This window comes from Kitasatospora sp. NPDC088548 (assembly GCF_044753005.1).
Taxonomy (GTDB): domain Bacteria; phylum Actinomycetota; class Actinomycetes; order Streptomycetales; family Streptomycetaceae; genus Kitasatospora.
On the sequence record NZ_JBIVMI010000004.1, the window covers coordinates 303,125 to 326,440 of the forward strand.

At 77.0% G+C, this 23,316-nt stretch carries 20 protein-coding genes; 7 read left to right on the forward strand and 13 right to left on the reverse strand.

The window, feature by feature from the left end:
- Positions 1 to 16: 16 nt before the first annotated feature.
- From ACIP82_RS08955 to ACIP82_RS08975, 5 genes are all read right to left on the reverse strand, one after another.
- Entirely contained in the window at positions 17 to 925 is a 909-nt protein-coding gene (locus ACIP82_RS08955) for a hypothetical protein (RefSeq protein WP_400652279.1), read from the reverse strand.
- 176 nt (positions 926 to 1,101) lie between these two features.
- On the reverse strand, positions 1,102 to 2,127 hold the full coding sequence (locus ACIP82_RS08960) for an N-acetylmuramoyl-L-alanine amidase (protein ID WP_363610071.1): 1,026 nt from the start codon (positions 2,125 to 2,127) through the stop codon (positions 1,102 to 1,104).
- 7 nt (positions 2,128 to 2,134) lie between these two features.
- Complete coding sequence (locus ACIP82_RS08965) at positions 2,135 to 3,265, reverse strand: hypothetical protein (RefSeq protein ID WP_363610069.1); 1,131 nt, start codon at positions 3,263 to 3,265, stop codon at positions 2,135 to 2,137.
- 189 nt (positions 3,266 to 3,454) lie between these two features.
- Positions 3,455 to 4,108, reverse strand: a complete 654-nt coding sequence (locus ACIP82_RS08970) for a class I SAM-dependent methyltransferase (RefSeq protein WP_363610067.1) — start codon at positions 4,106 to 4,108, stop codon at positions 3,455 to 3,457.
- A gap of 100 nt (positions 4,109 to 4,208) precedes the next feature.
- The gene (locus tag ACIP82_RS08975) at positions 4,209 to 5,594 is read right to left on the reverse strand and encodes a M48 family metalloprotease (RefSeq protein WP_400652283.1); all 1,386 of its coding nucleotides are present in this window, start codon (positions 5,592 to 5,594) and stop codon (positions 4,209 to 4,211) included.
- Between the two features lie 139 nt (positions 5,595 to 5,733).
- Here ACIP82_RS08975 and ACIP82_RS08980 point away from each other — a divergent pair, with 139 nt between their 5' ends.
- Positions 5,734 to 6,828 (forward strand): alcohol dehydrogenase catalytic domain-containing protein, encoded by a 1,095-nt coding sequence (locus ACIP82_RS08980; RefSeq protein WP_363610061.1) that lies wholly within the window; start codon positions 5,734 to 5,736, stop codon positions 6,826 to 6,828.
- 85 nt (positions 6,829 to 6,913) lie between these two features.
- Here the strand turns inward: ACIP82_RS08980 and ACIP82_RS08985 are convergent, their stop codons facing one another.
- The 6 genes from ACIP82_RS08985 to lanL form a co-directional block, all read right to left on the reverse strand.
- Entirely contained in the window at positions 6,914 to 7,093 is a 180-nt protein-coding gene (locus ACIP82_RS08985) for a hypothetical protein (RefSeq protein WP_363610059.1), read from the reverse strand.
- A gap of 163 nt (positions 7,094 to 7,256) precedes the next feature.
- On the reverse strand, positions 7,257 to 9,095 hold the full coding sequence (locus ACIP82_RS08990) for an ATP-binding cassette domain-containing protein (protein ID WP_400652287.1): 1,839 nt from the start codon (positions 9,093 to 9,095) through the stop codon (positions 7,257 to 7,259).
- Positions 9,095 to 10,771: an ATP-binding cassette domain-containing protein gene (locus tag ACIP82_RS08995; protein WP_400652289.1), complete on the reverse strand. Its 1,677-nt coding sequence runs from the start codon at positions 10,769 to 10,771 to the stop codon at positions 9,095 to 9,097. Before ACIP82_RS08995 ends, ACIP82_RS08990 begins: the two co-directional genes overlap by 1 nt.
- 142 nt (positions 10,772 to 10,913) lie before the next feature.
- Positions 10,914 to 11,057 (reverse strand): VenA family class IV lanthipeptide, encoded by a 144-nt coding sequence (locus ACIP82_RS09000; protein WP_153882823.1) that lies wholly within the window; start codon positions 11,055 to 11,057, stop codon positions 10,914 to 10,916.
- A 139-nt stretch (positions 11,058 to 11,196) separates the two neighbouring features.
- Positions 11,197 to 13,212: an alpha/beta hydrolase family protein gene (locus tag ACIP82_RS09005; RefSeq protein WP_400652292.1), complete on the reverse strand. Its 2,016-nt coding sequence runs from the start codon at positions 13,210 to 13,212 to the stop codon at positions 11,197 to 11,199.
- On the reverse strand, positions 13,209 to 16,178 hold the full coding sequence (gene lanL / locus ACIP82_RS09010) for a class IV lanthionine synthetase LanL (RefSeq protein ID WP_400652295.1): 2,970 nt from the start codon (positions 16,176 to 16,178) through the stop codon (positions 13,209 to 13,211). The genes ACIP82_RS09005 and lanL overlap by 4 nt, the downstream gene beginning before the upstream one ends.
- A 477-nt stretch (positions 16,179 to 16,655) precedes the next feature.
- On the opposite strand from lanL, the gene ACIP82_RS09015 reads away from it, so the two are divergent.
- Genes ACIP82_RS09015 through ACIP82_RS09025 form a run of 3 tightly spaced genes read left to right on the forward strand, consistent with a single transcriptional unit; the run spans position 16,656 to position 19,430 of the window.
- Positions 16,656 to 17,492: a Nif3-like dinuclear metal center hexameric protein gene (locus ACIP82_RS09015; protein WP_363610048.1), complete on the forward strand. Its 837-nt coding sequence runs from the start codon at positions 16,656 to 16,658 to the stop codon at positions 17,490 to 17,492.
- Positions 17,493 to 17,515: 23 nt separating this feature from the next.
- Entirely contained in the window at positions 17,516 to 18,259 is a 744-nt protein-coding gene (locus ACIP82_RS09020; protein WP_363610047.1) for a C4-type zinc ribbon domain-containing protein, read from the forward strand.
- A 4-nt stretch (positions 18,260 to 18,263) separates the two neighbouring features.
- Positions 18,264 to 19,430 (forward strand): bifunctional RNase H/acid phosphatase, encoded by a 1,167-nt coding sequence (locus ACIP82_RS09025; RefSeq protein WP_400652298.1) that lies wholly within the window; start codon positions 18,264 to 18,266, stop codon positions 19,428 to 19,430.
- A 42-nt stretch (positions 19,431 to 19,472) separates the two neighbouring features.
- Here ACIP82_RS09025 and yaaA read toward each other — a convergent pair whose 3' ends face one another.
- Together yaaA and ACIP82_RS09035 are read right to left on the reverse strand one after the other, a co-directional pair.
- Entirely contained in the window at positions 19,473 to 20,270 is a 798-nt protein-coding gene (gene yaaA / locus ACIP82_RS09030) for a peroxide stress protein YaaA (RefSeq protein ID WP_400652301.1), read from the reverse strand.
- A 106-nt stretch (positions 20,271 to 20,376) separates the two neighbouring features.
- On the reverse strand, positions 20,377 to 20,826 hold the full coding sequence (locus tag ACIP82_RS09035) for a DUF3995 domain-containing protein (protein WP_400652303.1): 450 nt from the start codon (positions 20,824 to 20,826) through the stop codon (positions 20,377 to 20,379).
- A 142-nt stretch (positions 20,827 to 20,968) separates the two neighbouring features.
- Here ACIP82_RS09035 and ACIP82_RS09040 point away from each other — a divergent pair, with 142 nt between their 5' ends.
- From ACIP82_RS09040 to ACIP82_RS09050, 3 genes are all read left to right on the forward strand, one after another.
- Complete coding sequence (locus ACIP82_RS09040; protein ID WP_363610039.1) at positions 20,969 to 21,319, forward strand: hypothetical protein; 351 nt, start codon at positions 20,969 to 20,971, stop codon at positions 21,317 to 21,319.
- Positions 21,316 to 21,711: a Fic family protein gene (locus tag ACIP82_RS09045; RefSeq protein WP_363610037.1), complete on the forward strand. Its 396-nt coding sequence runs from the start codon at positions 21,316 to 21,318 to the stop codon at positions 21,709 to 21,711. Before ACIP82_RS09040 ends, ACIP82_RS09045 begins: the two co-directional genes overlap by 4 nt.
- A gap of 92 nt (positions 21,712 to 21,803) precedes the next feature.
- Positions 21,804 to 23,306 (forward strand): RNB domain-containing ribonuclease, encoded by a 1,503-nt coding sequence (locus tag ACIP82_RS09050; RefSeq protein WP_400652306.1) that lies wholly within the window; start codon positions 21,804 to 21,806, stop codon positions 23,304 to 23,306.
- The last annotated feature ends 10 nt before the right edge of the window (positions 23,307 to 23,316 follow it).

The following is a 23,316-nucleotide window of genomic DNA, read 5'->3' on the forward strand; positions in this document are numbered from 1 at the left end:
TGCGGGTACGGCGGGGTCAGCCGCGCTGGATGCCCGAGGTGTCGGCCAGCACACCCTGGGCGCCGTCCTGGAGCTGCGCGACCAGCGCGGCGCCGCGCTGCTCGACCGCCAGGTACCAGGTGCCGGGAACCAGCTCGCCGACCGGGGCGCCGACCGGGTTGTCCTTCGGGGCCAGCGGACGCGGCGCCGGGACGGCGAACCAGAACGGCGCGAAGTCGGACGCCGGGGCCGGGGCCGGCACCGGGGCGGCCTGGGCCTGGGCGGTCTGGGCGGGCGCCGGAGCCTGCTGGGCCGCCTGCTGCGCGGCGGCGTCCTGCGGGTAGCCGTAGCCGGCGGGCTGGCCGCCGAACGCCGGGGCCGGCGCCTGGTGCGCGTCCTGGCCGGGCGCGGGGTAGCCGTACTGGCCGGGCTGGCCGGGCTGGCCGGCCTGCGGGGCCGGGTAGCCGCCCGGGTAGCCCTGCACCGGGGCCGGGCGGTCGGTGACCAGCGGGACCTTCAGCGCGGGCACCAGCGGACCGGCCGCGGAGGCGCCGGCGAGGACCACCAGCGAGATGACGGCGAGCCAGGCGCCGATGCCGTGGTTCACGCCGTCCGGGCCACCGCCCAGGCCCCAGATTCCGGCCCAGAGCGCGGAGACGGCGAAGGCGATGCCCCACTGGTCCAGCCGCAGGCCGAGCACCTGGCGGCTGGTCGCGGCGGCACCCTGGAAACGCTGCACCAGGATCAGCACCGCGGCGAGGATGCCGAGCAGGAAGACGGAGGGCAGGACGGGGAACAGGATGGTGTCCCACGCGTTCTTGGACGTGTCCCCGCAGTACCGACCCTTGCAGTCCACGGTCCAGTACGGCAGGAAGGATGAGATGGCGAGCAGGACGGCCGCACCTGCGACGGCGGCGTCTCCCCTGCTGAGAGCGCGCAGATTCACTAACGTTCCCCTCGTGGTGTTGTCGTGGACGGCCCGGTTGGGCGGCCGTCCGACCGGCCGGAAAACTGCCGAACGGACCAAGAGCCTAGGGCCAACCGCCCCGCGGGCGCACAGCGGGCTCGGGAATGGGGCGAAGTCGTTGCAAACCACGCGGTCCGGACCGGCGCGCGGGCCTGCTAACGCGCGGTCAGAAACGTGGTCAGCGCGTCCGCGATGCCCTGGGCGGCCTGCTGGCGCCACTGAGGGTCCGTCATCCGTTCGGCGTCCGTCGGGTTGCGCATGTTACCGCACTCGATGAACACCTTCGGCACGGCCGAGAGGTTCAGTCCGCCGAGGTCGGAGCGGGTGTCCAGGCCCTCGCTCGCGATGTAGTCGGCGTACGGCTCACCGGTCGCCGTGCGGAAGGAGTCGCGCAGCAGCAGGCCGAGCCGGTGCGAGGGGGCGACGATCGCGGAGTTGTCCGCCTTACCGGCGACCACCCGGGCGGGCATGATCACGTGGAAGCCGCTGCCGCCGGCCGGGCCGCCGTCCCCGTGCACGGAGACCGCCACGTCGGCGTGCGCCTGGGCGCCGGCCCGGGCGCGCTCGTCGACGCACGGCCCCCACGGGCGGTCGCCCTCGTGGGCCAGGACCACGGTGGCGCCCCGGGCGGTCAGGATCGCGCGGGCCCGGCGGGTCACGTCCAGGGTGTACTCGGCCTCGGTGTAGCCGGCGTCGGTGGAGGTGCCGGTGGTGTCGCACTCCTTGCGGGCGTTGCCGACGTCGACCTGGCGGTTGATCTCGGTGGGATGGGTGAAGTTGCCGGGGTTGTGGCCCGGGTCGAGCAGGACGGTGCGGCCGGTCAGCGAGGTGGGGGCCGTTGACGCTGCCTGTGTCGTCGGTGCCGTTGGTGCCGCCGGGGTCTCGGCGGCGGCCGGGGTGTCCGAGGGGCTCGGGGGGCCGGACGGGGCCGGGGTGTCCGAGGGGACCGGGGTCGCCTCGGTGGCGGACGGGTCCGGCGGTGCGGCCTCCGGAGAGGTGACCGCCGGTGCGGCGGCGCCCGCCGGGGTGTCGTGGTGGACGGCCCGCCAGCCCAGCCAGCCGGCCAGGCAGAGCGGCACCACCGCCCCGGCCACGGTGGTGGCGCGCAGCAGGGCGGAGCGGCGGGACGGCTCCCCGTTCGGGCCGGTGCGATCGGGGGTGGTGCGGGTGGTGCGGGTCACTGGCGGGTCAGATCCTGTCCTGGGTCCGCGGGGTCAGACCGAAGGTGTCGGCGATCGCCTTCCACTTCGTCACGAAGTCCTTCTTCGCCTGGGTGGCCTGCGGGTTGAGCTCGTCGGCGTGCTTCTTGTCGGCGGTGGCCGGGGCCGTTCCGGAACAGCCCTGGGCCGCGACCGTGCGCGCCCAGCTCGCGTACGCCCGGTCGATGTCGGCGGAGAGCTGCCAGGCGGACTTCAGCGACTGCGTCGCGTCCGCGCCGCCGGGCAGGTCGGTGACGGTCAGGGCGCCGAGCTTGCGGAGCAGTTCGTCGCGCTGCTTGGCGCCGGTGTCGAAGACCTGCGCCGCGCTCTCGATGTCGGCCTTGGACGGGCAGCTGCTCACCTTGGCGACCGCGCTGCCGATCGGCGCCTTCGCGCTCTCGCCCTGGGCCAGCAGGTCGTCCAGCGCCTTGGCCTGGGCCTGCGCGCCGGGGCCGGCCGCACCGGCGGTGGGGCTCGCGCCCGGGCTCGCCGAGGCGGAGTCGGTGGGGCCCGGCGGCGTGGTGGCCGCCCCGCCCGGTGCGGGCGCCGGCGGGTTCCCGGCGGGCGTGGTGTCGGTGGCGGCGGGCGGGGCGGGGGCGGCCTGGTCCTTCGTGGAGCCGTCGTCCCGCACCGCCCAGAAGAGGCCGCCGCCGAGTGCCAGGACGACCAGCAGCGCGAAGCCGATCAGCAGCGGCGCCCGCTTGTTGCGGCCGCTGTCCTCGTCGTCGAGGTCCTCGTAGCCGGCCGGGTAGTCCGGCTGCGGCTGCCCGGGGTACGGGCCGTAGCCGTACGGGGGCTGCGGCGGGCCGGCGGGCGGGGCCGGGGGCTGCGGGTAGCCGTAGCCCCCGGAGGCCTGGGGGGCCGCGTGGCCGGGGAAGCCCGTGGCGGGCGGGGTGGCCCCGAGGTGGAGGGGGGCGGTCGGGGCGTCGTAGCCGCCGTCCACCGGGCCCGGGCCCGGGTACGGGCCGGCCGGCTGTGGCGGTGCGGCGGGCGGCGCGGCGGGCGGGGGTGTGGCTGCCGGGGGTGCGGGCTGCTGCTGCGGGCCGCGCACCCAGCCGCCGGCGCCGCCGCGCGCGGTGGGATCCCAGACCGCCGGCGCGGTGTTGTGCCGATCCGTCATTGCGCTAGCCCCCACCGTCTGCCCGATGCTCTGTCTGGTGCCGCTGCCGCTGCCGCGGGCGCCCCGTACGCCGCGCGGACACCGTACCGTTCGAGCCCCCGCCCGACAGCCCCGGCACGACGTTAGAGCATCCGCCGCCGCCCGTGGGACGGTCCGTCGATCCTGGGACCCCGGCGGATGCCCGCGGCCTCAGCCCGCGGCGCGCCGCAGCACCCGCAGCGAGCCCGTCACCGAGACCTCCTCGAACCCCTCGGCGAGCGCCCGCAGATACACCCGGTACGGCGCCTGGCCGCCGTCCGCCGGGTCGGGGAAGACGTCGTGCACCACCAGCAGGCCCCCGGGCGCCAGGTGCGGCGCCCAGCCCTCGTAGTCGCCGGTGGCGTGCTCGTCGGTGTGGCCGCCGTCGATGAAGACCAGGCCGAGCCGGCCGCCCCAGAGCGCCGCGATCTGCGGGGAGCGGCCGACCAGGGCGACCACGTGCTCCTCCAGCCCGGCCGCGTGCAGGGTGCGGCGGAACCGGGGGAGCGTGTCCATCCGGCCCACCTCCCGGTCCACCAGCGTCGGGTCGTGGTACTCCCAGCCGGGCTGCTGCTCCTCGGAGCCGCGGTGGTGGTCGACGGTCAGCGCCACCGTGCCGGTCTCCCGGGCGGCGGCGGCCAGCAGGATCGCCGAGCGGCCGCAGTACGTGCCGATCTCCAGCACCGGCAGACCGGTCCGGCGGGCCGCCGTCACCGCCGCCGCGTACAGCGCCAGGCCCTCGTCCACCGGCATGAACCCGGTCGCCGCCTCGAACGCCGACAGCACCTCGGGCGTCGGGCGGGTGCTCTCCAGGACGTCGGACATGGTGCGCTCCTTGCCGGGGGTCGGTGGGCGGTACCGCCCGCCGTCGGACCCTACTGGACGGTACACCGGGGTGTCCCGCCCGTGGCCGGTCCGTCCGCCGTCAGCCCGCCAGCAGGACGCGGGCGACGCGTTCGCGGTGGGGGGCCAGCTCGGCGGTGATGGCGGTGAACTCGGCGGGGGTCGTGGTGATGGCAGCCGGTACCGGCGTGGACCGTTCGAGCAGCGCCAGCCGGAGATGGGTCGGCGGGTGGGTGGCGTCCACGGCGCACCGGTCCAGGGCGGAGCGGCGCCGCAGCCGCTCGCGCTCCAGCGGGGGGACGGCGGCGAGGTGGTCGCGCAGCCGCTCCCAGAGCGCGTCGGAGGCCGGGGCCAGGTCGCGCGTTGCCTCGGCGTGCGCTGCCCCGGCCCGGGCGGCCCCGGCGCGGGCGGCCATGCCGCGGCGGCCCGCCCGGGGGCGGTTCTGGTGGTCGGCCCGCAGCCGGGTGACCAGGGTGCCGACGGCCCCGCCGAGCAGCAGGGTCTCCAGCATCCCGCGGGCCGCCTCGGTGGACGCGGTCCGCGCGGCGAGGGTGTCCGCGTGGTACTCGGCCTGCTGCCCGGCCCGGGCGGTGAGCCGGTCGAGCAGCAGCAGGGCCCGCCAGAACAGCCAGGCGAGGCCGTGCAGCACCGCGCCGCTGATCAGCTCGGCGAACTGGAACAGCAGCCGCAGGCCGCCCGGCTGCCCGGGGTGCTCGCGCGGCCGGGCGAGGTCGTGCCAGTGCGCCAGTGCGCCGATCGCGGAGGAGAGCCAGAGGCCGCGCCGGTGGTCGGCGTTGACCCGGTGGGCGAACTCGTGGCCGAGCAGGGCGATCCGCTGCTGCTCGTCGAGCGCCTCCCAGAGCGGCAGACCGAGGGTGAGAACGGTCCGCCGGCGCAGCCCCACCACCCCGATGCTCGCGTTGAACGACCCGTCGATCCGGATCACGCCGACCGGCCCCGTCCCGAGCTGCGCGGCGATCCGGTCCGCCAGGCCGTACAGGGCGGGCGCCCGGCGGCGGTCCAGCAGATGCTCGTCGCGCGGCACCCGGCCGAGCCTCGGGCGCAGCAGGACGACGACCGCGAGGGCGGCCGCGCCCAGGCACCTGAGCGGGGTGTTCCCGGTGACGAGCAGCCAGAGCGCCCAGCCGAACAGGGCGGCGGTGGCCAGGTGGACGACGGCGGCGACGGCGGCCGCGGCGAGCCAGTCGCGCCGGCCGGTGGCGGTGCCGCGCCCGGCGGCGAGCTCCCGGTAGAGCTGCTCGGCCCGGTCGGCGGCGGCCTGTTCGCGCCGGACGGCCCGGGTGCGTGCGGCCCCGCTCTTCTCCGTGGGCTCGGCCTCGGGCTCAGGTGCGAGGTTCCACTCGCACCGGGGGCACCAGACGGTGAAGCGCGGGTCGGCGTCCAGCCGCGCGGCGCAGCGCGGGCAGGTCCGGACGGAGTCGGCGGTGGTCGTGACAGGTGTGGACACGGCGGATGATCATGCCAGTGGGGGCCGGCACCACGCACCCGGGTTCCGCCGGGTGGGTGGAACGCGTTCCAGTCCGGACGGGCGAGGCGTGCCAGAATCGGCCCGACCACCGATCCGCGGGGACCTCGGGAGCAGCTCCATGCGCGCAGCCATCCTGCACAAGACCGGCCAGGACACGCTCGACGTCCGCGACGACGTGCTGGCGGTCGGCTTCGGCCCCGGCAAGGTACGGGTCCGCCTGCGGGCGGCCGGCCTCTGCCACTCCGACCTCTCGGCGATGAGCGGCGTGCTGCCGCAGCCCGCGCCGTTCGTCCCCGGCCACGAGGGCGCCGGGGACGTGCTGGAGGTCGGCGAGGGCGTGAGCGGCGTCGCCGTCGGGGACCGGGTGGTGCTCTGCTGGATGGCGCCCTGCGGCCGCTGCGCCCACTGCGGGCGCGGGCGCGGCCACCTGTGCGTGGCCAGCCTGCGGCGGCTCGGCGCGCCCGCCTTCCGCTTCGGTGACGGCGGCCCGGACGGCCCGGTGGAGGCCTCGGGCTTCTACGGCACCGGCGCGTTCGCCGAGGAGGTGGTGGTCGACCAGGACGCGGTCATCGTGGTGCCGGCCGACCTGCCGTACGAGTCGGCCGCCCTGATCGGCTGCGGGGTGACCACGGGCGTCGGCGCGGCGGTCAACACCGCCCGGGTCGAGCCGGGTGCCTCGGTCGCGGTGCTCGGCGCGGGCGGGGTGGGCGTCGCGGCCGTGCAGGGCGCCCGGGTCTGCGGCGCGGGCCGGATCACCGTCGTCGACCCGGTCGTCTCGCGGCGGGAGCGGGCGCTCGCCTTCGGCGCCACCGACGCCCTCGCCCCCGAGGAGCTGAAGGCCGCCGCCAAGGCCCTGCCGGGCGGCGGGTACGACTACGTCTTCGAGGCGGTCGGCCGCGCGGCCACCGTCCGGGCCGGGTACGAGGCGGCCCGGCGCGGCGGCGCGGTGGTGGTGATCGGCGCCGGGGCGCAGGACGACCTGGCGCAGTTCGGCATGGGCGAGCTGTTCTTCAACGAGAAGCGGCTGCTGCCCTCGCTGTACGGCGGCGCGTCCGTGCCGAGCACCATCGCACTGGTGACCGGGCTGTGGCGGGCCGGGCGGATCGACCTGGCCGGGATGGTCACCCACCGGGTCGGGCTGGCGGACGTCAACGAGGCCGTCGCGCAGATGCGGAGCGGCGAGGCGCTGCGGACGGTGGTGACGTTCGACTGACGGCGGCTGTGCACACCGAACGGGACAGGGCCCGCCGTGGTCGGCGGGCCCTGTCCCGTTCGGTGTGCGCCGCGTGCGGCTTCGGTCAGCCCCGGTCGGTACCGGCGCCGAGCCGGTGGCGGCCGTGCGGGTCGGCCTCGGGACGGTCGTCGGCGGCGGAACGGCCGCGGTGACGACCGTGCGACGCGCTGTCCTCGGCCGTGGTCTCGTCGGCGTCGGTCCCGAGGGTCGTGGGTCCGGTGGTGTCGGTGAGGGTGTCGGACATCAGAATCGTCTTTTCCGTGCGAGGGTGCAGGTGCTTCGGCGCCTGGCCGGCGCCGCGGGCGCGATCGGGCGCCTGGTCGGGCGCCGGAAGCGCGCCACAGCCGGTGATCGCGGCCCGCGTCCCGGCCACCATAACGGCCGGAACGGGCGAGATCCTATCGAGATCATGACGGGTGCCCGGTGACCGGCGCGGCCCCGCGCGGGCCTGCCGACCCCCACCAGTGGCCGACCAGTTCGCGGTAGAGCGGGGACAGCACCTGGAGGTCGCCGTGGCGCGCGAGGACGCCGCGCCCGCCGTCCAGCAGCAGGACGCGGTCCGCGCGCAGGGCCGAACCGAGCCGGTGCGCCACCACGACGAGTGTTCCCGGCCGGGCGGCGAAGGCCCGTTCGACCCGGTCCTCGGCGGCGGCGTCCAGATGGCAGGTGGCCTCGTCGAGAACCACGACGGGCGCGGGGGAGAGATAGGTCCGTACCAGTGCCAGCAGTTGGCGCTCCCCGGCGGAGAGCGCGGCGGGGTCGGCGATCACGGCGTCCAGGCCGCCCAGCCGGGCGACGAGGGCTCCGGCGCCCAGCAGCTCGACCGCGTGGGTGAGCCGGGCCTCGGTGGGGGCGGCGAGCCAGGCCAGGTTGGCGCGGACCGGGCCCGGGAAGATGTACGCCTCCTGCGGCAGGAGCGCCACCAGGCGGGCGCGTTCGGGGCCGGGGAGGGTGTGCGGGCGGACGCCGGCCACGGTCAGCCCGCCGCCGAGCGGTGCGAGCAGGCCGGCCAGCAGCGCGGCGAGGGTGGACTTTCCCGTTCCGCTCGGGCCGACCACGGCCAGGTGCTCGCCTGGGGCCGTCGTCACGTCGAGGTTCGCGAACACCGGCTCGGCGCCCGGGCCGTGGGCGTAGCACAGGGAGGTGAGCCGGACGGTGGCGGTGGCCGCCGCCGCAGGTGCGCAGGGCGGCTCGGCCGGGCCGGGCCGGGGCGCGTCGGGCCCGGCCGGTTCGTGTTCGGCCGGTTCGTGTTCGGCCGGGTCGGGGGAGGTGGCGGCCAGGCGGTCCAGTACGACCGCGAGGCCCAGCAGCCAGCCGCCGACCGTACCGGCCAGCGTCCGCACCGCCGGGTCGAGTTGTTGCAGCAGATAGGTGGTGACGCCGAGCAGCTCACCGGCCGTCAGCCCGCCCTCGTCGAGCAGCCAGGGCGCGGCCGCGACCACCGCGAGAACGGGCAGCCGCCCGCCGAGCGCGACCACCAGGGAGCGGAGCGCGGCGGCCCGGCCGAGTGCGCGGGAGGCGGCCGCGCTCGCCTCGGCGGTCGCCGTCAGCGCCTCGGCGACCCGCCGGTCCGCGCCCGTCGCCTGGATGTCGCGCAGCCCGTGCAGGGCGGGCGCGGCATCGGCGGCCAGGCGTTCCTCGGCGAGCACCACGGCCCGGCGGCGGGCCACGAGCGGGCGCAGCAGGCGGGCGAAGAGCGCGCCCGAGGCGAGCAGCGGCAGCAGGACCAGCGGCAGCACGGCCGGCGCAAGCAGCGCCAGACCGGCCAGGGCGGCCACCAGGGTGACCCCGACGCCGCGCAGGGTGCGCAGCAGGGTGGCGGTCAACTGGCGGGCGGATTCGACCTGTTCGGTGAGCCGGGCGACCTCGGCCGGGTCGGCGTGCGAGCGGGCGAGCGCACCCCGGACCACCCGCTCGACCAGGGCGTCCCGCAGCGGCTCGACCACGGCCGCCAGATGCGGGAACCCGGCCCGCGCCGCATAGGCGCGGACGGCGGTCGCCGCCCCGAAACCGGCCAGCCAGGCCACTCCGACACCAGGCCGCCCGGCGAGGAAGCCCTGGTCCACGGCGGCCGACACCATCAGCCCGGACAGCAGCGGCGGCACCGCCTCCGCTCCGGACCAGGCCAGCAGCCGGAGCAGCGGCCCCCGGGTGGTGGCGAGCCGGTGGGCCAGCAGGGCCCACCCGGGGGAGCGGGCGACGAGGAACCGGCGGGCCCCGGCGCGCGGGGAGCTGTGGCGGCCCATCAGGCGGTGGCCGCGTCGAGGGCGGCGCCGGAGAGGGCCGCGCCGGAGAGGACGGCGCGGTAGTCGGGGTCGGCCAGCAGTTCGGAGTGCGGGGCGAGGGCGCGCAGCCGGCCGCCGTCGAGCCAGGCGACCAGGTCGGCGCGGGCGGCCACCGTGCCGCGGTGGGCGACCGCCAGTCGGGTGCGTCCATGGGTGGCGCGGTCGAGGGCCTCGGTCACCTGGTACTCGGTGGCGAGGTCGAGCCCCGAGGTGGCGTCGTCCAGCACCACCACCCGGGTGGGGTGCGCCAACAGCCTTGTCAGTCCGAGGCGTTGAAGCTCTCCGCCGGATATTCGCAGTTCGTTCAGCGGGGTGTCCCAGCCCTTGGGCAGCCGCCGCAGGAAGCCGTCCGCGCGGGCCGCCGCGGCCTGTTCGGGGCCGGCGCCGTCCAGCGCCTCGCGCACCGTCCGGCCGACCAGTACGGGCCGTTCGAAGGCGTGGCCGACGGCGCGGCGCAGCTCGGACGCGGCCAGTTCGTCCACCGGGACGCCGTCGATCAGCACCCGGCCCTCGTCCGGGTCGCGCAGCCTGCCGGGCAGGGCCGCCAGCAGCGACTTGCCGCTGCCGGAGCTGCCGACCAGGGCGACCGTGCGGCCGCCCGGCACGGTGAGATCGACCGGTCCGAGCAGGACCCGGCCGCCCTCGCGCACCACCACGCCCCGGAAGACGAGCTCGCCGGTGCCGCCGTCCGGCAGGGCGCGCACCCCGGTGGCCGCCGGGGCGAGGGCGAACAGTTCGTCGACCCGGGCCTGCCCGGCCCGCGCGTGGGCCACCCCGACGAGTGCCTCGATCTGCTCGAACAGTCCGGCCCCGAGCGCCGCCCAGCCCGCCGCCGCGGCCAGCGACCCGGGCGCCAGCGTGCCCGCCGCCACCTGCGCGCCGGCGGTGGCCAGCACCGCGACCTCGACCACGGCGATCAGCAGCGTCGCCTGCCACGCCGTCCGGCGCTGGGCGGACCAGAGCGCGTGCCCGGCCGCCGAGAGCGCGGGCAGCGGCGCCAGGACACGGACCGCCTCGCGCCGCTCGGCGCCGGCCGCGTGGATGCTGCGCAGCCCGGTCAGCGCACCGGTGAGCCGGGCGGCGAGGTCCGCCTGGACCTCCTGGTAACGGACGAACACCTGCCCGGCCTCCCGCAGGAACAGCCTGATCAGCACCACTCCGGGCACCACCCCGGCGAAGAAAGCCAGTGCCAGCCAGGGCGACAGCACCCCGAGCCCGACGATCGCGCCGGCCGAGGTGAACAGCGCGGTGGCGGCGCCGAGGGCGGCGGGCAGCCGGCCGCCCGCGTCGGCGGCGGAGCCCACCAGGCGCGCGGCCAGGTCGCCGGGGGGCGGCCCGCCGCTGAGCAGCCGGCCGCCGGGGCCGAGGGCGAGCAGCCGGCGGACCAGCCGTGCCCGCAGGGCGGCGGTGGCCTCGGCCGCGCAGGCCGGACCGGCCGCGGCGGCGACCGCGTTGGCGGCGGCGGCCGTCCCCAGGACGAGGACGAGCAGAACGAGGGCGCCGGGCCCGGGTTCACGGTCGAGCGCGGCGTCGACGGCCCCGGCGAGGGTGGCGGGCAGGGCCAGTGTGGTGGCGGCCTCGACGGGCAGGGCGACCGCCAGCGCGAGGGTCCAGCCGGTGGTGGGGCGGCGGGGCATGAAGGGCTCCCGTCGGGTGAGTGGTCGAAGGAGAGAGGGCGAAGAAGAACGAGGAGGAGGGCGAACGGGTCGCCGGGAAGCAGGACGGCGCCGTCCCCGCCTGTCCGGACAGGCGGGAACGGCGCCCGCGGGTGCCGCGTGACTAGCTGATCGTGAAGATCAGGCAGGTCAGGATGAGACAGGTGTACTGGCAGCCGCCGCCGTGGCCGGTCAGCTCGACGGACTCGGTCTCCGGCAGCTCCTGGAGCGCCGCGAGGTCGGTCTCGAAGTCCACCATGTTCTCCATGATCGGGTTCCTCCCCTGGTACTTCCGCCCGCCGCGATCTGCTCTGCGGGCGTTGGGTGTTGCTCCCCGGGCGGCTCGGTCCGCCGCGCCGGGGTCCGTCCCCGGGCCGCAAGGCCCGGGAGTCTGTGGGGCCGGGTGGTTACCCCGGCCGGCCGGTCCGCAGGAAGGCGGCCAGCAGTTCGTGGAGCACGGCCGCGCCCTCCTCGGCCAGCACCTCGTGCCCGGCGCCGGCCGCCTCCACGTACCGGAAGTCGGCGCCCTCGGTGCGTCCGATCCGCAGCAGCTCGTGCCGCAGCGAACGGGACTGGCTCACCGGGACGACCTCGTCCCGGTCCCCGTGCACCACCAGCAGCGGTGCGCTCAGCCGGTGCGCGAGCTGGAGCACGTCCCGTGGTCCGCGGGCGTCCTCGATCGGCTCGCCGCCGCCCAGCCGGGTCGTCAACGCCCTGACGGGGGGCGCCGCTTCGGCCAGCAGCCGGCCGCCGGACAGGAACGGTGCGACCACCGCGCAGCGCGCGACCTGATCGGCGGGCGCGTGCGCGGCCGCCAGCAGGGCCAGGAACGCGCCGTAGCTGACGCCGAACAGGGCCGGCGGTTCCAGGCCCAGCGCGGCGCGCTGACCGGCGATGCCCTCCAGCAGGTACAGGATGTCGTCGAGGTCGGGACCGCCCCAGGCGCCCCGGATGGCCATCGCGTGCGCCACCCCGTAACCGGTGGAGCCGCGCTGGTTGGGCGCCACCACGGCCAGGCCCTCGGCCGCCATCCGCTGCAGTGCCGGATCGAACTCCAGCCGCCAGGCGTCCGCCGGGCCGCCGTGCAGTGCGAGCACCAGGTGCGGGCTGCTCAGCCAGCCGTCGCCGCCGTACACCACGGCCTCCATCGGCCCGGCCGGTCCAGCGAGTTCGAGGCTCTGCGCGGGCTGCCAGCGGCCGCCGTCGCACGGCGGGGTGCTGCCGTCCAGCCGCCAGCCGGGCAGCGGCGTCCGGGAGACGCGCGGTGCGCCGGGCTGCCAGGGCAGGATGGTGTCCCGCCACGGACCGGGCAGCCCCGAGCCGAGCGGCGCCAGTTGCAGGGGCAGCGGCACCGGTCCGGACACGGCGGTGGGCGGGCCGTGCCGCAGCAGCGCGTCCACGTCCAGGGTGGCCAGCGCGGCCGGGTGGTCGGGCGACGAGTACGGCAGCCGCAGTCCCGCCGCCGACCAGTGCCCGACCGCGCCGAGCCGGCCGGGCGGCACCGGCAGCGGGTCCAGCCTCCCGGCGGCGGGCTGCCACAGGGCGAGCGCCGAGCCGGCGCCGTGGTCGATCTGGACGGCCACCCGGGCCCCGTCCGGCGCGGGCCGCAGGGCGACCGGCCGCAGGAACATGCCCGCCATGTGCAGCCGGTCCGGGAACCGCAGCGGTGCGTCCCCGCCCAGCACGCCCCAGCCGAGCCGGTCGGTGCCGGGCGCGTCGCTGCGCACCATCGCGAAGCGGCTGTCCGGGTCGAACAGCACCAGCCGGTCGTTGCTGCGCTCGCCGATCTCCAGCAGCGGACTGACCGTGCCGTTGCGCAGATCCAGTACCACGGTGCGGACGGTTCCGGCGCTGACCCGGTCGAGCGCCAGCAGGGCCCCGGTGTGGTCGAGCCAGACGCCGCCGCCGTGCAACCCGGGGATCTCGGCGAGCTGTTGGGGCTCGCTGCCGTCGGCGCGCACCAGCCACACGGTGGTGGCAGGCCGGGTGTCGGTGCCCAGGACGAGCGCGACCGGCGCGCGGGCGGCGTTCGGCGGACGGGGGTCGCCCGGGGCCGCCGGGATCGGCAGCAGCCGCAGTCCGGGCATCCGGATGGAGGCCAACTGCCTTTCCATGGTGGCTGGTTCACGGCCGTCCACGGAGGCCCGGAGCTGCACCAGGTCGTGCCGTTCGCCGTCGTGCCGGCAGACCAGCACCGAGCCGTCCGACAGCGCGATCAGCTGCGAGCGCAGGCTCTCGGACCGGTTCCCGGGCAGCGGCAGCGGGGTCGGCAGGGCGGGCCCGACCGGCGGCAGGTGCCAGCTCTCCGCGTACCAGCCGCCATCGGCGGCGGAGGCCAGACAGGCCGTGTGGCTGCCGCCGGCCGCGAAGGTGAAGCTGAGGCGACGCAGGGCCTGCGTCGCGGAACGGGTGGCCACGTTCATGCCGCACTCGTCTCGTTCGGGCCCGGCCGGGTGCGGCCGGTCGTCCGGGGGTGGCGGGCCGCGGCGGGCGGCACCGGGTCCACCCAGAGCCGGGGGCCGCCGTGCCGCAGCCGCAGCAGGAAGGCGAGCGCGCCCGCCGTGCCCGTGCCGTACGCGGTGGCGCAGCCGGTACCGGTCTCGTCCGGCAGCACCAGCAGTCCGTCCCGCAGGGCCGACCTGGCGGCGATCAGCTGCGCCAACTCCTCGGCCCCGGAGCGGAATTCCGCCTCACCGGTGGCCTCGGCCAGGTCCAGCAGGTACTCGCCGCCGCCGGCCAGCCCGTGGCAGGCGCTGACACCGCTGTGCCAGCGCCCGGCCAGCACCGCCCGCCCGGCGGCGAGGGCGAGTTCGTACGCGGTGGCGTCGCCGGTGGCCTGCCAGAGCCGGATCAGGAAGCTGCCGGCGCCGGAGGAACCGCTGCACCAGTGCGCCAGCCGGACGTGCTCCGGGTCGCCCGCGCTCTGCGGCCACCAGGCGGTCCACGGTGCGCCGTCGCCGTTGTCGCCGTCGCCCCGGCGGGCGGTGGCCGCGAGGGTGCGCCCGGCCTCGGCGGCGCCGGCGAGCAGCGCCGCGTCGCCGGTGGCCTCGGCGGCGGCGAGCAGGAAGGCGCCGATCCCGGCGACCCCGTGGGCGAATCCGAGGTGGGTGATCCCGGCCAGCGCCGAGTCGAAGTCGCGCGGCACCGGCCAGACCGTGCCGTACGGCTCGCGCCGGGCGGCGGCGAGCAGCGCGTGCCCGCAGCGGGCGGCCCGGTCCAGGAACTCCCGGCCGTCGTCGTTCGCACCGGCGTCGTCGTTCCCGTCGGCGCCCTCGGGCAAGGGTGCCGCGGAGAGGCGGAGCTGGAGGAGGCCGGAGCCGGCCGCGCCGTGGCAGACGTCCGGGTTGGGCCAGGTCACCGGGATCCGGCGGGCCAGGGCGGTGGCGCGCTCGGCGAGCGGGCGGTCGGCCAGGGCCCCGGCGGCGTCGAGCAGTGCCCAGGCGACGCCGGAGCGGCCGAAGTGCAGCCCGGGCAGGACGACCGGCTCGGCGGCGCACCGGCGCTCGATCCACTCGGCGGCGGTCCGCGCCGTCCGCCGGGCCTCCGCGCGTATCCCGTCCGGCAGCCCGTCGGCGAGCGCCGCCCGGGCGAGCAGGGCGAGCACCCCGGCGGCGCCGTGCTGCACATTGCACGGGTCCGACCGCTGCCCGGCCGGCACGACGGGCCAGAGCCGGTCCGGCCGCTCGGGTGTGGCGCTCACGGCGAGATGCCGCAGCCCGTCGTGCAGCACCCGGTCGACGACGGCCGCGTCGCGCTCCCGGGCGGTCGTCTCGGTCCGCGCGGGTCCGTCCGTGGGTCCGCTGGTGGGCTCGGGCCCGGCCGCGAGCGCCGCCCGTGCCTCGTCGAGGCTCCAGCGCCGCTCCGGCTCCCGCGCCCGGAGCCCGAGGACGACCGGGGCGAGCCGCCGGGCGGTGCCGCCGGCCCGGGCGGCGAGGGCGAGCCAGCGGCCCAGGCGGTCGGCGACCGGGCGGGCGTGCGGCAGGTCCTCGGGGAGCAGTGGATCGTGACCGGTGGCGAGCAGGAAGAACAGCCCGCCGAGCGCGTACAGATCGGCGGCCGGCTCGGCCCTGCGGCTGCCGTCGGTCACCAGGGCGAGCCGCCCAGGCCCCTGTTCGGGTGCGCGGTAGCCGGGGGTGCCGGCCGAACCGGCCCGGGTGCCGGCCTCGGCGGCCAGCTCCAGGTCCACCAGCCGCAGCGAGCCGTCGGGCCGGACCAGCACGTTGCCGGGGGAGAGGTCGCGCAGCACCAGCCCCTGGGCGTGCACCCGCTCGACCAGGTCGAGCAGGGCGTGGGCGAGCGGTCCGGCCTCGGCCCAGTCCACGTCCGGGCTGCCGTCGCGCCGCAGCCGTGCGGCGACCCAGGCGCCCAGCGGCTGCCCGGCGATTCGTTCCTGCACCAGGAACAGCGAGTCGTCCTGCTCGATCAGTTCGACCGGGCGCGGCGCCAGCCCCTGTCCGTCCAGCCGGGCCAGCATCGCGGCCTCGTGGCGCAGTGCCGTCCTGGCGTCGGTGCCGGAGCGGTCGACCTCGATGTGCGCGCGGGCCTGCTTGACCACGACCTCCGCGCCGCCGCCCGCGTCCCGTCCGAGGAAGACGCCGCCCTTGGCGCCGTGCCGGACGGCGGCGGTGAGCGCGTACCGCCCGGCGAGCAGCACCCCGCCGGCCCGCTTCGCGGCGGCCGGCTTCGGCGTACCGGTGGCCGGCCCGCGCTCGCCGCCGCCGTCCGGAGGGCCGCCCGCCAGCGGGTCGCGCGCCCACGGCGGGCAGCGGTACGAGGCGCCGCGCACGTCCTCGACCCGCTCCCCGGCGGGTCCGTGCAGGATCGACCGGTAAGCGCCGTCGTTGCCCAGCTCGGCGCGGGCCGCGAAGGCGCCGTACCGGTAGTGGACCCGGCTGCCGGGCCGGTACGGCCGGTCGGAGAGCACCACCGGGCCGGGCCGGCCGGCCGTCGCCCGGTGCAGCGCGGCGGCGAGCCGCCGGAACTGCTCGTCGTCCCGGGGGTAGACGGTGATGAACTTGCCCGCAGATCCCCGGTCGCTGTTACGGGAGTTGAGCTCGTGCAGCCGCTCCGGACCGGCGGCGAACTTGAAGGTGCACGGGTCGCCGGCCAGCACTCCGGCGACGGCCGCCAGCACCGCGCCGCCGACCTCGGACGCCGCGCTGACGTGCAGCTTCCAGCCCTGTCCTGCGGGCTCTTCCGGGACGCCTCCCGCGGTCGGCCTGGCCGTGCACCAGAAGCCCTCGACGGTGACGTCCCAGTCGCCGCCTCCCCGGCCCCCGGCGCCGGCCAGCGCCGTCCGCGCGACCTCCGGCCACGGGCCGGCCGCATCCGGCCCGTGGCCCGCCGATCCCCTGCCCCCGGCCGTACGCAGCGATGTGCCCGCCCCCATCCGCATTCACACCCCTTCGTCTCGGCCGCCGCCCGCCGGTGCCCACTGCTCCGGCACCCGGGCGCACGGCCACGGCCTGATCGGTTTCTCGGAAGTACGGGAGCGCCGCCCCGGCCGCGTCCGCCCCGGGCCCGGTCACACCTGGACCCGCTCTTCGGCGGAGCGCCGTCCCGACCCCCCGGTCGGGGCAACTCCCGTTCGCAGAACTGAAGTTACTTTCGAGACGGGGGAGGCTCAACGCGAAGGCGGTCACTTCACTCGTAAGGGTGATCTGGAACGGGTTTCGAATATGTGCGAACGGGCCGGTGTGAGCAGCGCCCGCCCGGCGCCCCGGCGCGCGGCGCCCCCGGGGCGCGGTCCGAACACCTCGAACCGCAGGTTGACGCGCACCCGGGCGTCCGCCGCGCCCCCGCCGCACAGCGGGCCGCGGCCCGGCCGGCGGCCCGACCGCCCCCGCGCGCACGGTAGTCTCGACAGGTGCCGAAACTGTCCGACGTCATCACCGCGCTCGAAGAGGTCTACCCGCCGCAGTGGGCGGAGTCCTGGGACGCCGTCGGCCTGGTCTGCGGAGACCCCCAGGCCGAGGTCCGTCGCGTGCTGTTCGCCGTCGACCCCGTGCAGACGGTCGTCGACGAGGCCGTCGAGTGGGGTGCCGACCTGGTGGTCACCCACCACCCCCTCTATCTGCGCGGCACCACGAGCGTCGCCGCCACCACCTTCAAGGGCCGGGTCGTGCACACCCTGATCCGGCACGGGATCGCCCTGCACGTCGCGCACACCAACGCCGACCACGCCGACCCGGGCGTCTCGGACGCGCTCGCCGAGGCCGTCGGAGTGCGGGTCACCGGCCCGCTGATCCCGGACCCGACCGACCCGCTGGGCCGTCGCGGTACCGGGCGGATCGGCCTGCTGGAGCCCCCGCTCACCCTCTCCGCCTTCGCCGCGCAGGTCGCCGCCGGCCTGCCGGCCACCGCCGCCGGCGTCCGGATCTCCGGCGACCCGGACCGGCTGGTCGGCCGGGTCGCGGTGTGCGGCGGCTCGGGCGACAGCTTCTTCGCCGAGGTGCGGGCGGCCGGCGTGGACGCCTACCTCACCGCCGACCTGCGCCACCACCCGGCCTCCGAGGCCGCCGAGGCGTCGCCGGTCGCGCTGGTCGACGCCGCGCACTGGGCCACCGAGTGGCCCTGGCTCACCCTGGCCGAGCGGGCTCTGCACCGGGCCGCCGACGCGTCCGGCTGGGCCGTGGAGACCAAGGTCTCCCACCGGGTCACCGACCCGTGGACCGCGCACGCCCCCATGTCCTTCACCGCCTGACCCGATTCACAGGAGCTCTCCGCTTGAACGCCGCGCCCGCCGACCAGATCCGCCTGCTCGACCTCCAGGCCATCGACTCGAAGCTCGACCAGCTGGCCCACCGGCGTCGCAGCCTGCCCGAGCACGCCGAGATCGAGAAGGCCACCGCCGACCACACCGCGCTCAAGGACCTGGTGGTCGCCGCCCAGGCCCAGCAGGGCGACACCGCCCGTGAGCTGACCAAGGCCGAGCAGGACGTCGAGCAGGTCCGCGCCCGGTCCGCCCGCAACCAGCAGCGGCTGGACTCCGGCGCGATCACCTCGCCGAAGGACCTGGAGAACCTCCAGCACGAGATCGGCTCGCTCGCCAAGCGCCAGGGCGACCTGGAAGAGGTCGTCCTGGAGATCATGGAGCGCCTGGAGTCCGCGCAGACCCGGGTGACCGAGCTGGGCGCGCGGCTGGAGCACTCGACCATCGTCCTCACCGAGGCCGAGGGCCGCCGCGACGCCGCGTTCGCCGAGATCGACGCCGAGGCGGAGAAGGTCAGGCGCGACCGCGAGGCCGTCGCCGCCGTCGTCCCGGCCGACCTGCTCAAGCTCTACACCCGCCTGCGCGAGCAGCAGGGCGGCGTCGGGGCGGCCCGCCTCTACCAGCGCCGCTGCGAGGGCTGCCGGGTCGAGTTCGCCGTCTCCGACCTGAACGCCATCAAGGCCGAGCCCAAGGACGCGGTGGTCCGCTGCGACAACTGCGGCCGCATCCTGGTGCGCACCCCCGACTCGGGCATCTGATCCGGTGGCGGGGCGCAGGTTCATCGTCGAGGCGGACGGCGGTTCCCGGGGCAACCCGGGGCCGGCCGGCTACGGCGCGGTGGTCCGGGACGGTGACACCGGCCAGATCATCGCCGAGGCCGCCGAGTTCATCGGCCACGCCACCAACAACGTCGCCGAGTACAAGGGCCTGATCGCCGGTCTCAGGGCGGCCAGGGAGCTCGACCCGGACGCCTCGGTGGACGTCCGGATGGACTCCAAGCTGGTCGTCGAGCAGATGTCCGGCCGCTGGAAGATCAAGCACCCCGACATGCAGCCGCTCGCCGCCGAGGCGCGCACCGTCCTGCCGCGCGGCCAGGTCAAGTACACCTGGATCCCGCGCGAGCGGAACAAGGACGCCGACCGGCTGGCCAACGAGGCGATGGACGCGGGCCGGGCCGGCCGGCAGTGGGAGCCGAAGGCGGCCGGGGCCGTTGCCGCGGGTGCCACCACCGCCGTCGCCGTCGCCGAGGAGCCGTCGCTGGAGACCGCCGCGCCCAAGGTGGGCTGGGCGGCCTCCGCCGACCTCGGCACCCCGACCACCTTCGTCCTGCTCCGCCACGGCGAGACGGCCCTCACCCCGGAGAAGCGGTTCTCCGGCAGCGGCGGCAGCGACCCGGAGCTCTCCGAGAAGGGCCGCTGGCAGGCCGAGCGGGCCGCCGAGGCGCTGGCCGCGCGCGGCAGCGTCCAGGCCGTGGTCAGCTCCCCGATGCGCCGCACCCGGGAGACCGCCGAGACCGTCGCGGCCCGGCTGGGCCTGGAGGTCCGGTACGAGGAAGGGCTGCGCGAGGTCGACTTCGGCGACTGGGAGGGCCTGACCTTCGCCGAGGTGCAGCAGCGCTACCCGGACGACCTCAACGCCTGGCTGCGCTCCACCAAGGCCAAGCCGACCGGCAGCGCCGAGAGCTTCACCACCCTCACCCACCGGGCCGGGGTCGCCCGCGACAAGATCCTCGCCCGCCACCCCGGCAAGACGGTGCTGGTGGTCTCGCACGTCAGCCCGATCAAGACGCTGGTCCGGCTGGCGCTCGGCGCCCCGCCGGACTCGCTCTACCGGATGGAGCTGTCGGCCGCCTCGCTCTGCGCCGTCCAGTACTACGCGGACGGCAACGCCTCGGTGCGGCTGCTCAACGACACCGGCCACCTGCGCTGACCGCCCGGGGAGGCGGGGCGCCCGCCCCGCCTCCCCGGCGCCTCAGTGCACCTCGGTGACCACCACGTCCAGCTGCCACGGCTTGCGGGCGGTGCCCTCGGCCGCGACCTCCACCCGGTGGCCCAGCTCCGCCAGCGCGTCCACCAGCTCGCCGGGCGTCTTCGGCTCGGCGCCCGCGACCAGCAGGTCGCGCACCAGCCGGCCCTTGGTGGCCTTGTTGAAGTGGCTCACCACCGAGCGCTTCAGCACCCCCGCGACCTCGCGCTCGTGCAGCACCCGCACGGTCGCCGTCCGGGAGGCCACCTCGCCGGCCGGCTTCCACGCCGCCGCGTACGCGGAACTGCGCAGATCCAGGACCAGCCCGTCCGTCACCTCCGGCAGCACGGACGCCATCGCGCTCCGCCAGTACGCCCCGAGCGCCCCCGGTCCGGGGAGTTTCACACCCATCGAGCAGCGGTAGGGCGGGATCCGGTCGCCGATCCGCACCGCTCCCCAGAGGCCGGAGAACACCAGCAGCGAACGTTCGGCCCGGTCGTACGCGGCCTCGTCCAGCGTGGCCAGGCCGAGGTTGTCGAAGAGCACCCCGGTGTACACCTCGCCGGCCGGCAGCGCGCCCGCCGTCGGCAGGCCCGCGTTGCGCGCGAGCTCGCCGCGCAGGCCCGGGCTCAGCCCGAGCACCTCGGCGGCGGTGTCCTGGTCGCCCCGGCAGAGCCAGACCAGGGCGTCCAGCACCTGCGCGCGCGCCGCCGTCAGCCCGGGCAGCGAGAGCCGGTCGAGCGCCACCGGCACCCCGCCCCCGGACGCGGCCTTGCCCTCCGAGGGCGGCAACAGCACCAGCACAGCGGACTCCTCAACGGTTTGCGGTGGATCAACGGCTCGCGCTGGATCAACGGTTTGCGGTGGACAACCCCGCCACCCTACGCAAAAGCCGGCCCGGCACGGCACCTCACCTGGGGCCCGGCCCCCGGCTCGCCGCCGCGACCACGGCCGCCCCGGCCCCGAGTGCCAGGCAGAGCGGCGAGTAGTAGCGGACGTTCAGCCGCCTGAACCGCTCGGTGCGCTCGGTCAGCCCGCCGAACACCAGCGGCCCGGCCGCGCCGCGCGCCAGCAGCACCCCGGCCACCGCCCGGACGCCCGCCCGGCGCACCCACCGCGGCCCCGCGGCCGGCAGCACCCCGGCCTCCGCGCCCACCAGGCAGGCGGCCGTTCCGAGCGCGCCGGCCACCGCGAGGCAGGCCGCCGCCGACGGCGCCCCCTCGCCCGCCCCGACCATCGTCTCCGCGAACTCCTCCGGCGTCCGCAGCGGCCACGGCGTCACCGCCCACAGCGCGTGCAGCGCCCCCGTCGCCGCCAGCGCCCCGGCCACCGCCGTACCCGTCACCCGAACCGCGTCCATCGGCCGAACCCCCTGTGATCATTGTTCCTCCGGCCACCCTACGAGCACTTACGCCCTCCTCCCCGAAGCCCTTCGCCGGCTGATTCACTGGGCCGCACGGCTGTCACCCCTCTACCGTGGGGCGGAGAAGGAGCGTGACGAGATGACCCTGCACCCCCTGGACCTGGTCCCCGGCGACGACGACGCGGTGGAGGAGTCCCTGGCCGTCCGCCTGCCCGCCGACCTGCCACCGCAGACCCGGCAGGCCCTGGAGTTCGCGCTGCGCGCGGCGGCGCAGGCCGTGATGGCCGGGCGGATCAGGGTCACCGAGGCGCCGGGGGCGGACCGCGCCGAGCTGGTCCTCGAGGTCCGCCAGTCGGAGGTGCCGCCGTCCCTCACCGAGCCGTCCCTCACCGAGCCGGCCCGGCCCGGCCGGGAGGAGCGCCGGGCCGCCCTGGTGAACCGCATCCGCGAGGCCAACGCCGAGACACTGGAGAGGCTCGCGGACCTGTGACCGCCCAGGACGGGACGCGCCGGGTCGAGTACCTCGACCTGGAGGACGTCAGCTACCTCGCCGGCGGCCCGCGGAACATCCGCGACCTCGGCGCCCTGCTCGCGGCCCTCGGCCGCCCGCAGGCGAGCCTCTTCGGGGGCGACGCCTACCCCGACCTCTGGACCAAGGCCGCCGCCCTCGGTCAGAGCCTCGCCCGCAACCACCCGCTGATCGACCGGAACAAGCGCACCGCCTTCGAGGCCATGCTGCTCTTCCTCGACTACAACGCCGAGCCCTACACCGACCCGCACCCCGACGCCGCCGTCGCCTTCATGCTGCGCCTGGCCACCGGGGGCTACGACGACGCCGTGGCCCTCGCCGCCAAGGACCTCCGCGCGCTGCTCGGCCGCTGACCGGGGGCCGGCCGGCCGGGCACCCCGGCGGGACCGGCGCGCCCCGCGTCCGGTTCCGCCGGGAATCACCCGATTCGCCCTACGCTGCCTGCATGCCACGCCGAAAACTGCGCGTCAAGGCCGCCGACTCCGCCCGGATCAACGCCGAACTGGCCGAGCTGCGCGCCCGCCTGGAGATCCACACCGAGTGGCCCGAAGCGGTACTGGCCGAGGCGGAGGAGGCGGCCGACGCACCGCGGCGGCCCGAGGACGACGCCACCGAACTCCCGCTGTTCACCGTCGACCCGCCCGGCTCCCGCGACCTCGACCAGGCGATGCACCTCGCCCACCGGCCCGGCGGCGGCTACCGGGTGCACTACGCGATCGCCGACGTCGCCGCCTTCGTCCGCCCCGGCGGGGCGATCGACACCGAGGCGCGCCGCCGCGTCCAGACCCTCTACTTCCCCGACCACCCCGTCCCGCTGCACCCCGCCCGGCTCTCCGAGGACGCCGCCAGCCTGCTGCCGGGGGAGACCCGCCCGGCCCTGCTCTGGCAGCTCGACCTGGACGCCGACGGCGCCCTCGTCCTCGCCGACCTGCGCCGCGCCCTGGTCCGCTCCCGCCGCCGGCTCGACTACGCCGGCGTCCAGCGCGCCCTGGACGCCGGCGGCGCCGACGAACAGCTCGCGCTGCTCGCCACCGTCGGCCGACTGCGCGAGGAGCGGGAACGCGCCCGCGGCGGGATCAGCCTGCCCGTCCCCGAACAGGAGATCGAGGAGACCCCGCGCGGCTACCTCCTCGGCTACCGCGCGCCCACCCCCGCCGAGGGCTGGAACGCCCAGATCTCCCTGCTCACCGGCCTGGCCGCGGCCGACCTCATGCTGGACGCCGGCGTCGGCCTGCTGCGTACCCTGCCCGCCGCCCCCGCCACCGCGTACCAGCGGCTGCGCCTGGTCGCCCGCGCGCTCGACATCGACTGGCCGGACACCCTCCCGTACCCCGACCTGATCCGCTCCCTCGATCCGGACCTCCCGCTGCACGCCGCCTTCCTCAACGAGTGCACCGGACTGCTGCGCGGCGCCGGCTACCGCGCCTTCGACGAGGCCCGGGGCCTGCCCGCCCCCGCCGACCCGGCCCATGCCGCGCTCGCCGCCCCGTACGCGCACTGCACCGCGCCGCTGCGCCGCCTCGGCGACCGCTTCGCCCAGGAGGTCTGCGCGGCCGTCGCCGCCGGCGACGAAGTCCCCGGCTGGGCCCGCGAGGCGCTGCCCGCCGTCCCCGCGCTGATGGCCGGCGGGGACCGCCGCTCCGCCGAGGTCGAGCGGGCCTGCGTGGACCTGGTGGAGGCGGAACTGCTGGCCGGGCGGGAGGGCGAGGACTTCACCGCCGTGGTCGTCGACGTGGACGGGGAACGGCCCGGGTACGGCACCGTCCAGCTGCGCGAGCCCGCCGTCCGGGCCCGCTGCGACGCTGCTGGGGACGGCGCTGGGGACGGTGACGGGGACGGCCGCGACGGCGGTCCCGGCCGGGCCGGTCTGCCGCTCGGCGGCCTGATCCGGGTCCGGCTCACGGTGGCCGATCCCGCCACCCGGACGGTCCGCTTCGCCGCCGTCTGACCCGTCCGGG

Excerpts from the sequence above, each read along its gene's own strand:
- ACIP82_RS08965 (WP_363610069.1), bottom strand. The coding sequence starts at position 3,265 with ATGACGGATCGGCACAACACCGCGCCGGCGGTCTGGGATCCCACCGCG.
- ACIP82_RS08970 (WP_363610067.1), bottom strand. The coding sequence starts at position 4,108 with ATGTCCGACGTCCTGGAGAGCACCCGCCCGACGCCCGAGGTGCTGTCG.
- ACIP82_RS08980 (WP_363610061.1), top strand. The coding sequence starts at position 5,734 with ATGCGCGCAGCCATCCTGCACAAGACCGGCCAGGACACGCTCGACGTC.
- ACIP82_RS08985 (WP_363610059.1), bottom strand. The coding sequence starts at position 7,093 with ATGTCCGACACCCTCACCGACACCACCGGACCCACGACCCTCGGGACC.
- ACIP82_RS08990 (WP_400652287.1), bottom strand. The coding sequence starts at position 9,095 with ATGGGCCGCCACAGCTCCCCGCGCGCCGGGGCCCGCCGGTTCCTCGTC.
- ACIP82_RS08995 (WP_400652289.1), bottom strand. The coding sequence starts at position 10,771 with ATGCCCCGCCGCCCCACCACCGGCTGGACCCTCGCGCTGGCGGTCGCC.
- ACIP82_RS09000 (WP_153882823.1), bottom strand. The coding sequence starts at position 11,057 with ATGGAGAACATGGTGGACTTCGAGACCGACCTCGCGGCGCTCCAGGAG.
- ACIP82_RS09005 (WP_400652292.1), bottom strand. The coding sequence starts at position 13,212 with ATGAACGTGGCCACCCGTTCCGCGACGCAGGCCCTGCGTCGCCTCAGC.
- lanL (WP_400652295.1), bottom strand. The coding sequence starts at position 16,178 with ATGGGGGCGGGCACATCGCTGCGTACGGCCGGGGGCAGGGGATCGGCG.
- ACIP82_RS09035 (WP_400652303.1), bottom strand. The coding sequence starts at position 20,826 with ATGGACGCGGTTCGGGTGACGGGTACGGCGGTGGCCGGGGCGCTGGCG.
- ACIP82_RS09040 (WP_363610039.1), top strand. The coding sequence starts at position 20,969 with ATGACCCTGCACCCCCTGGACCTGGTCCCCGGCGACGACGACGCGGTG.
- ACIP82_RS09050 (WP_400652306.1), top strand. The coding sequence starts at position 21,804 with ATGCCACGCCGAAAACTGCGCGTCAAGGCCGCCGACTCCGCCCGGATC.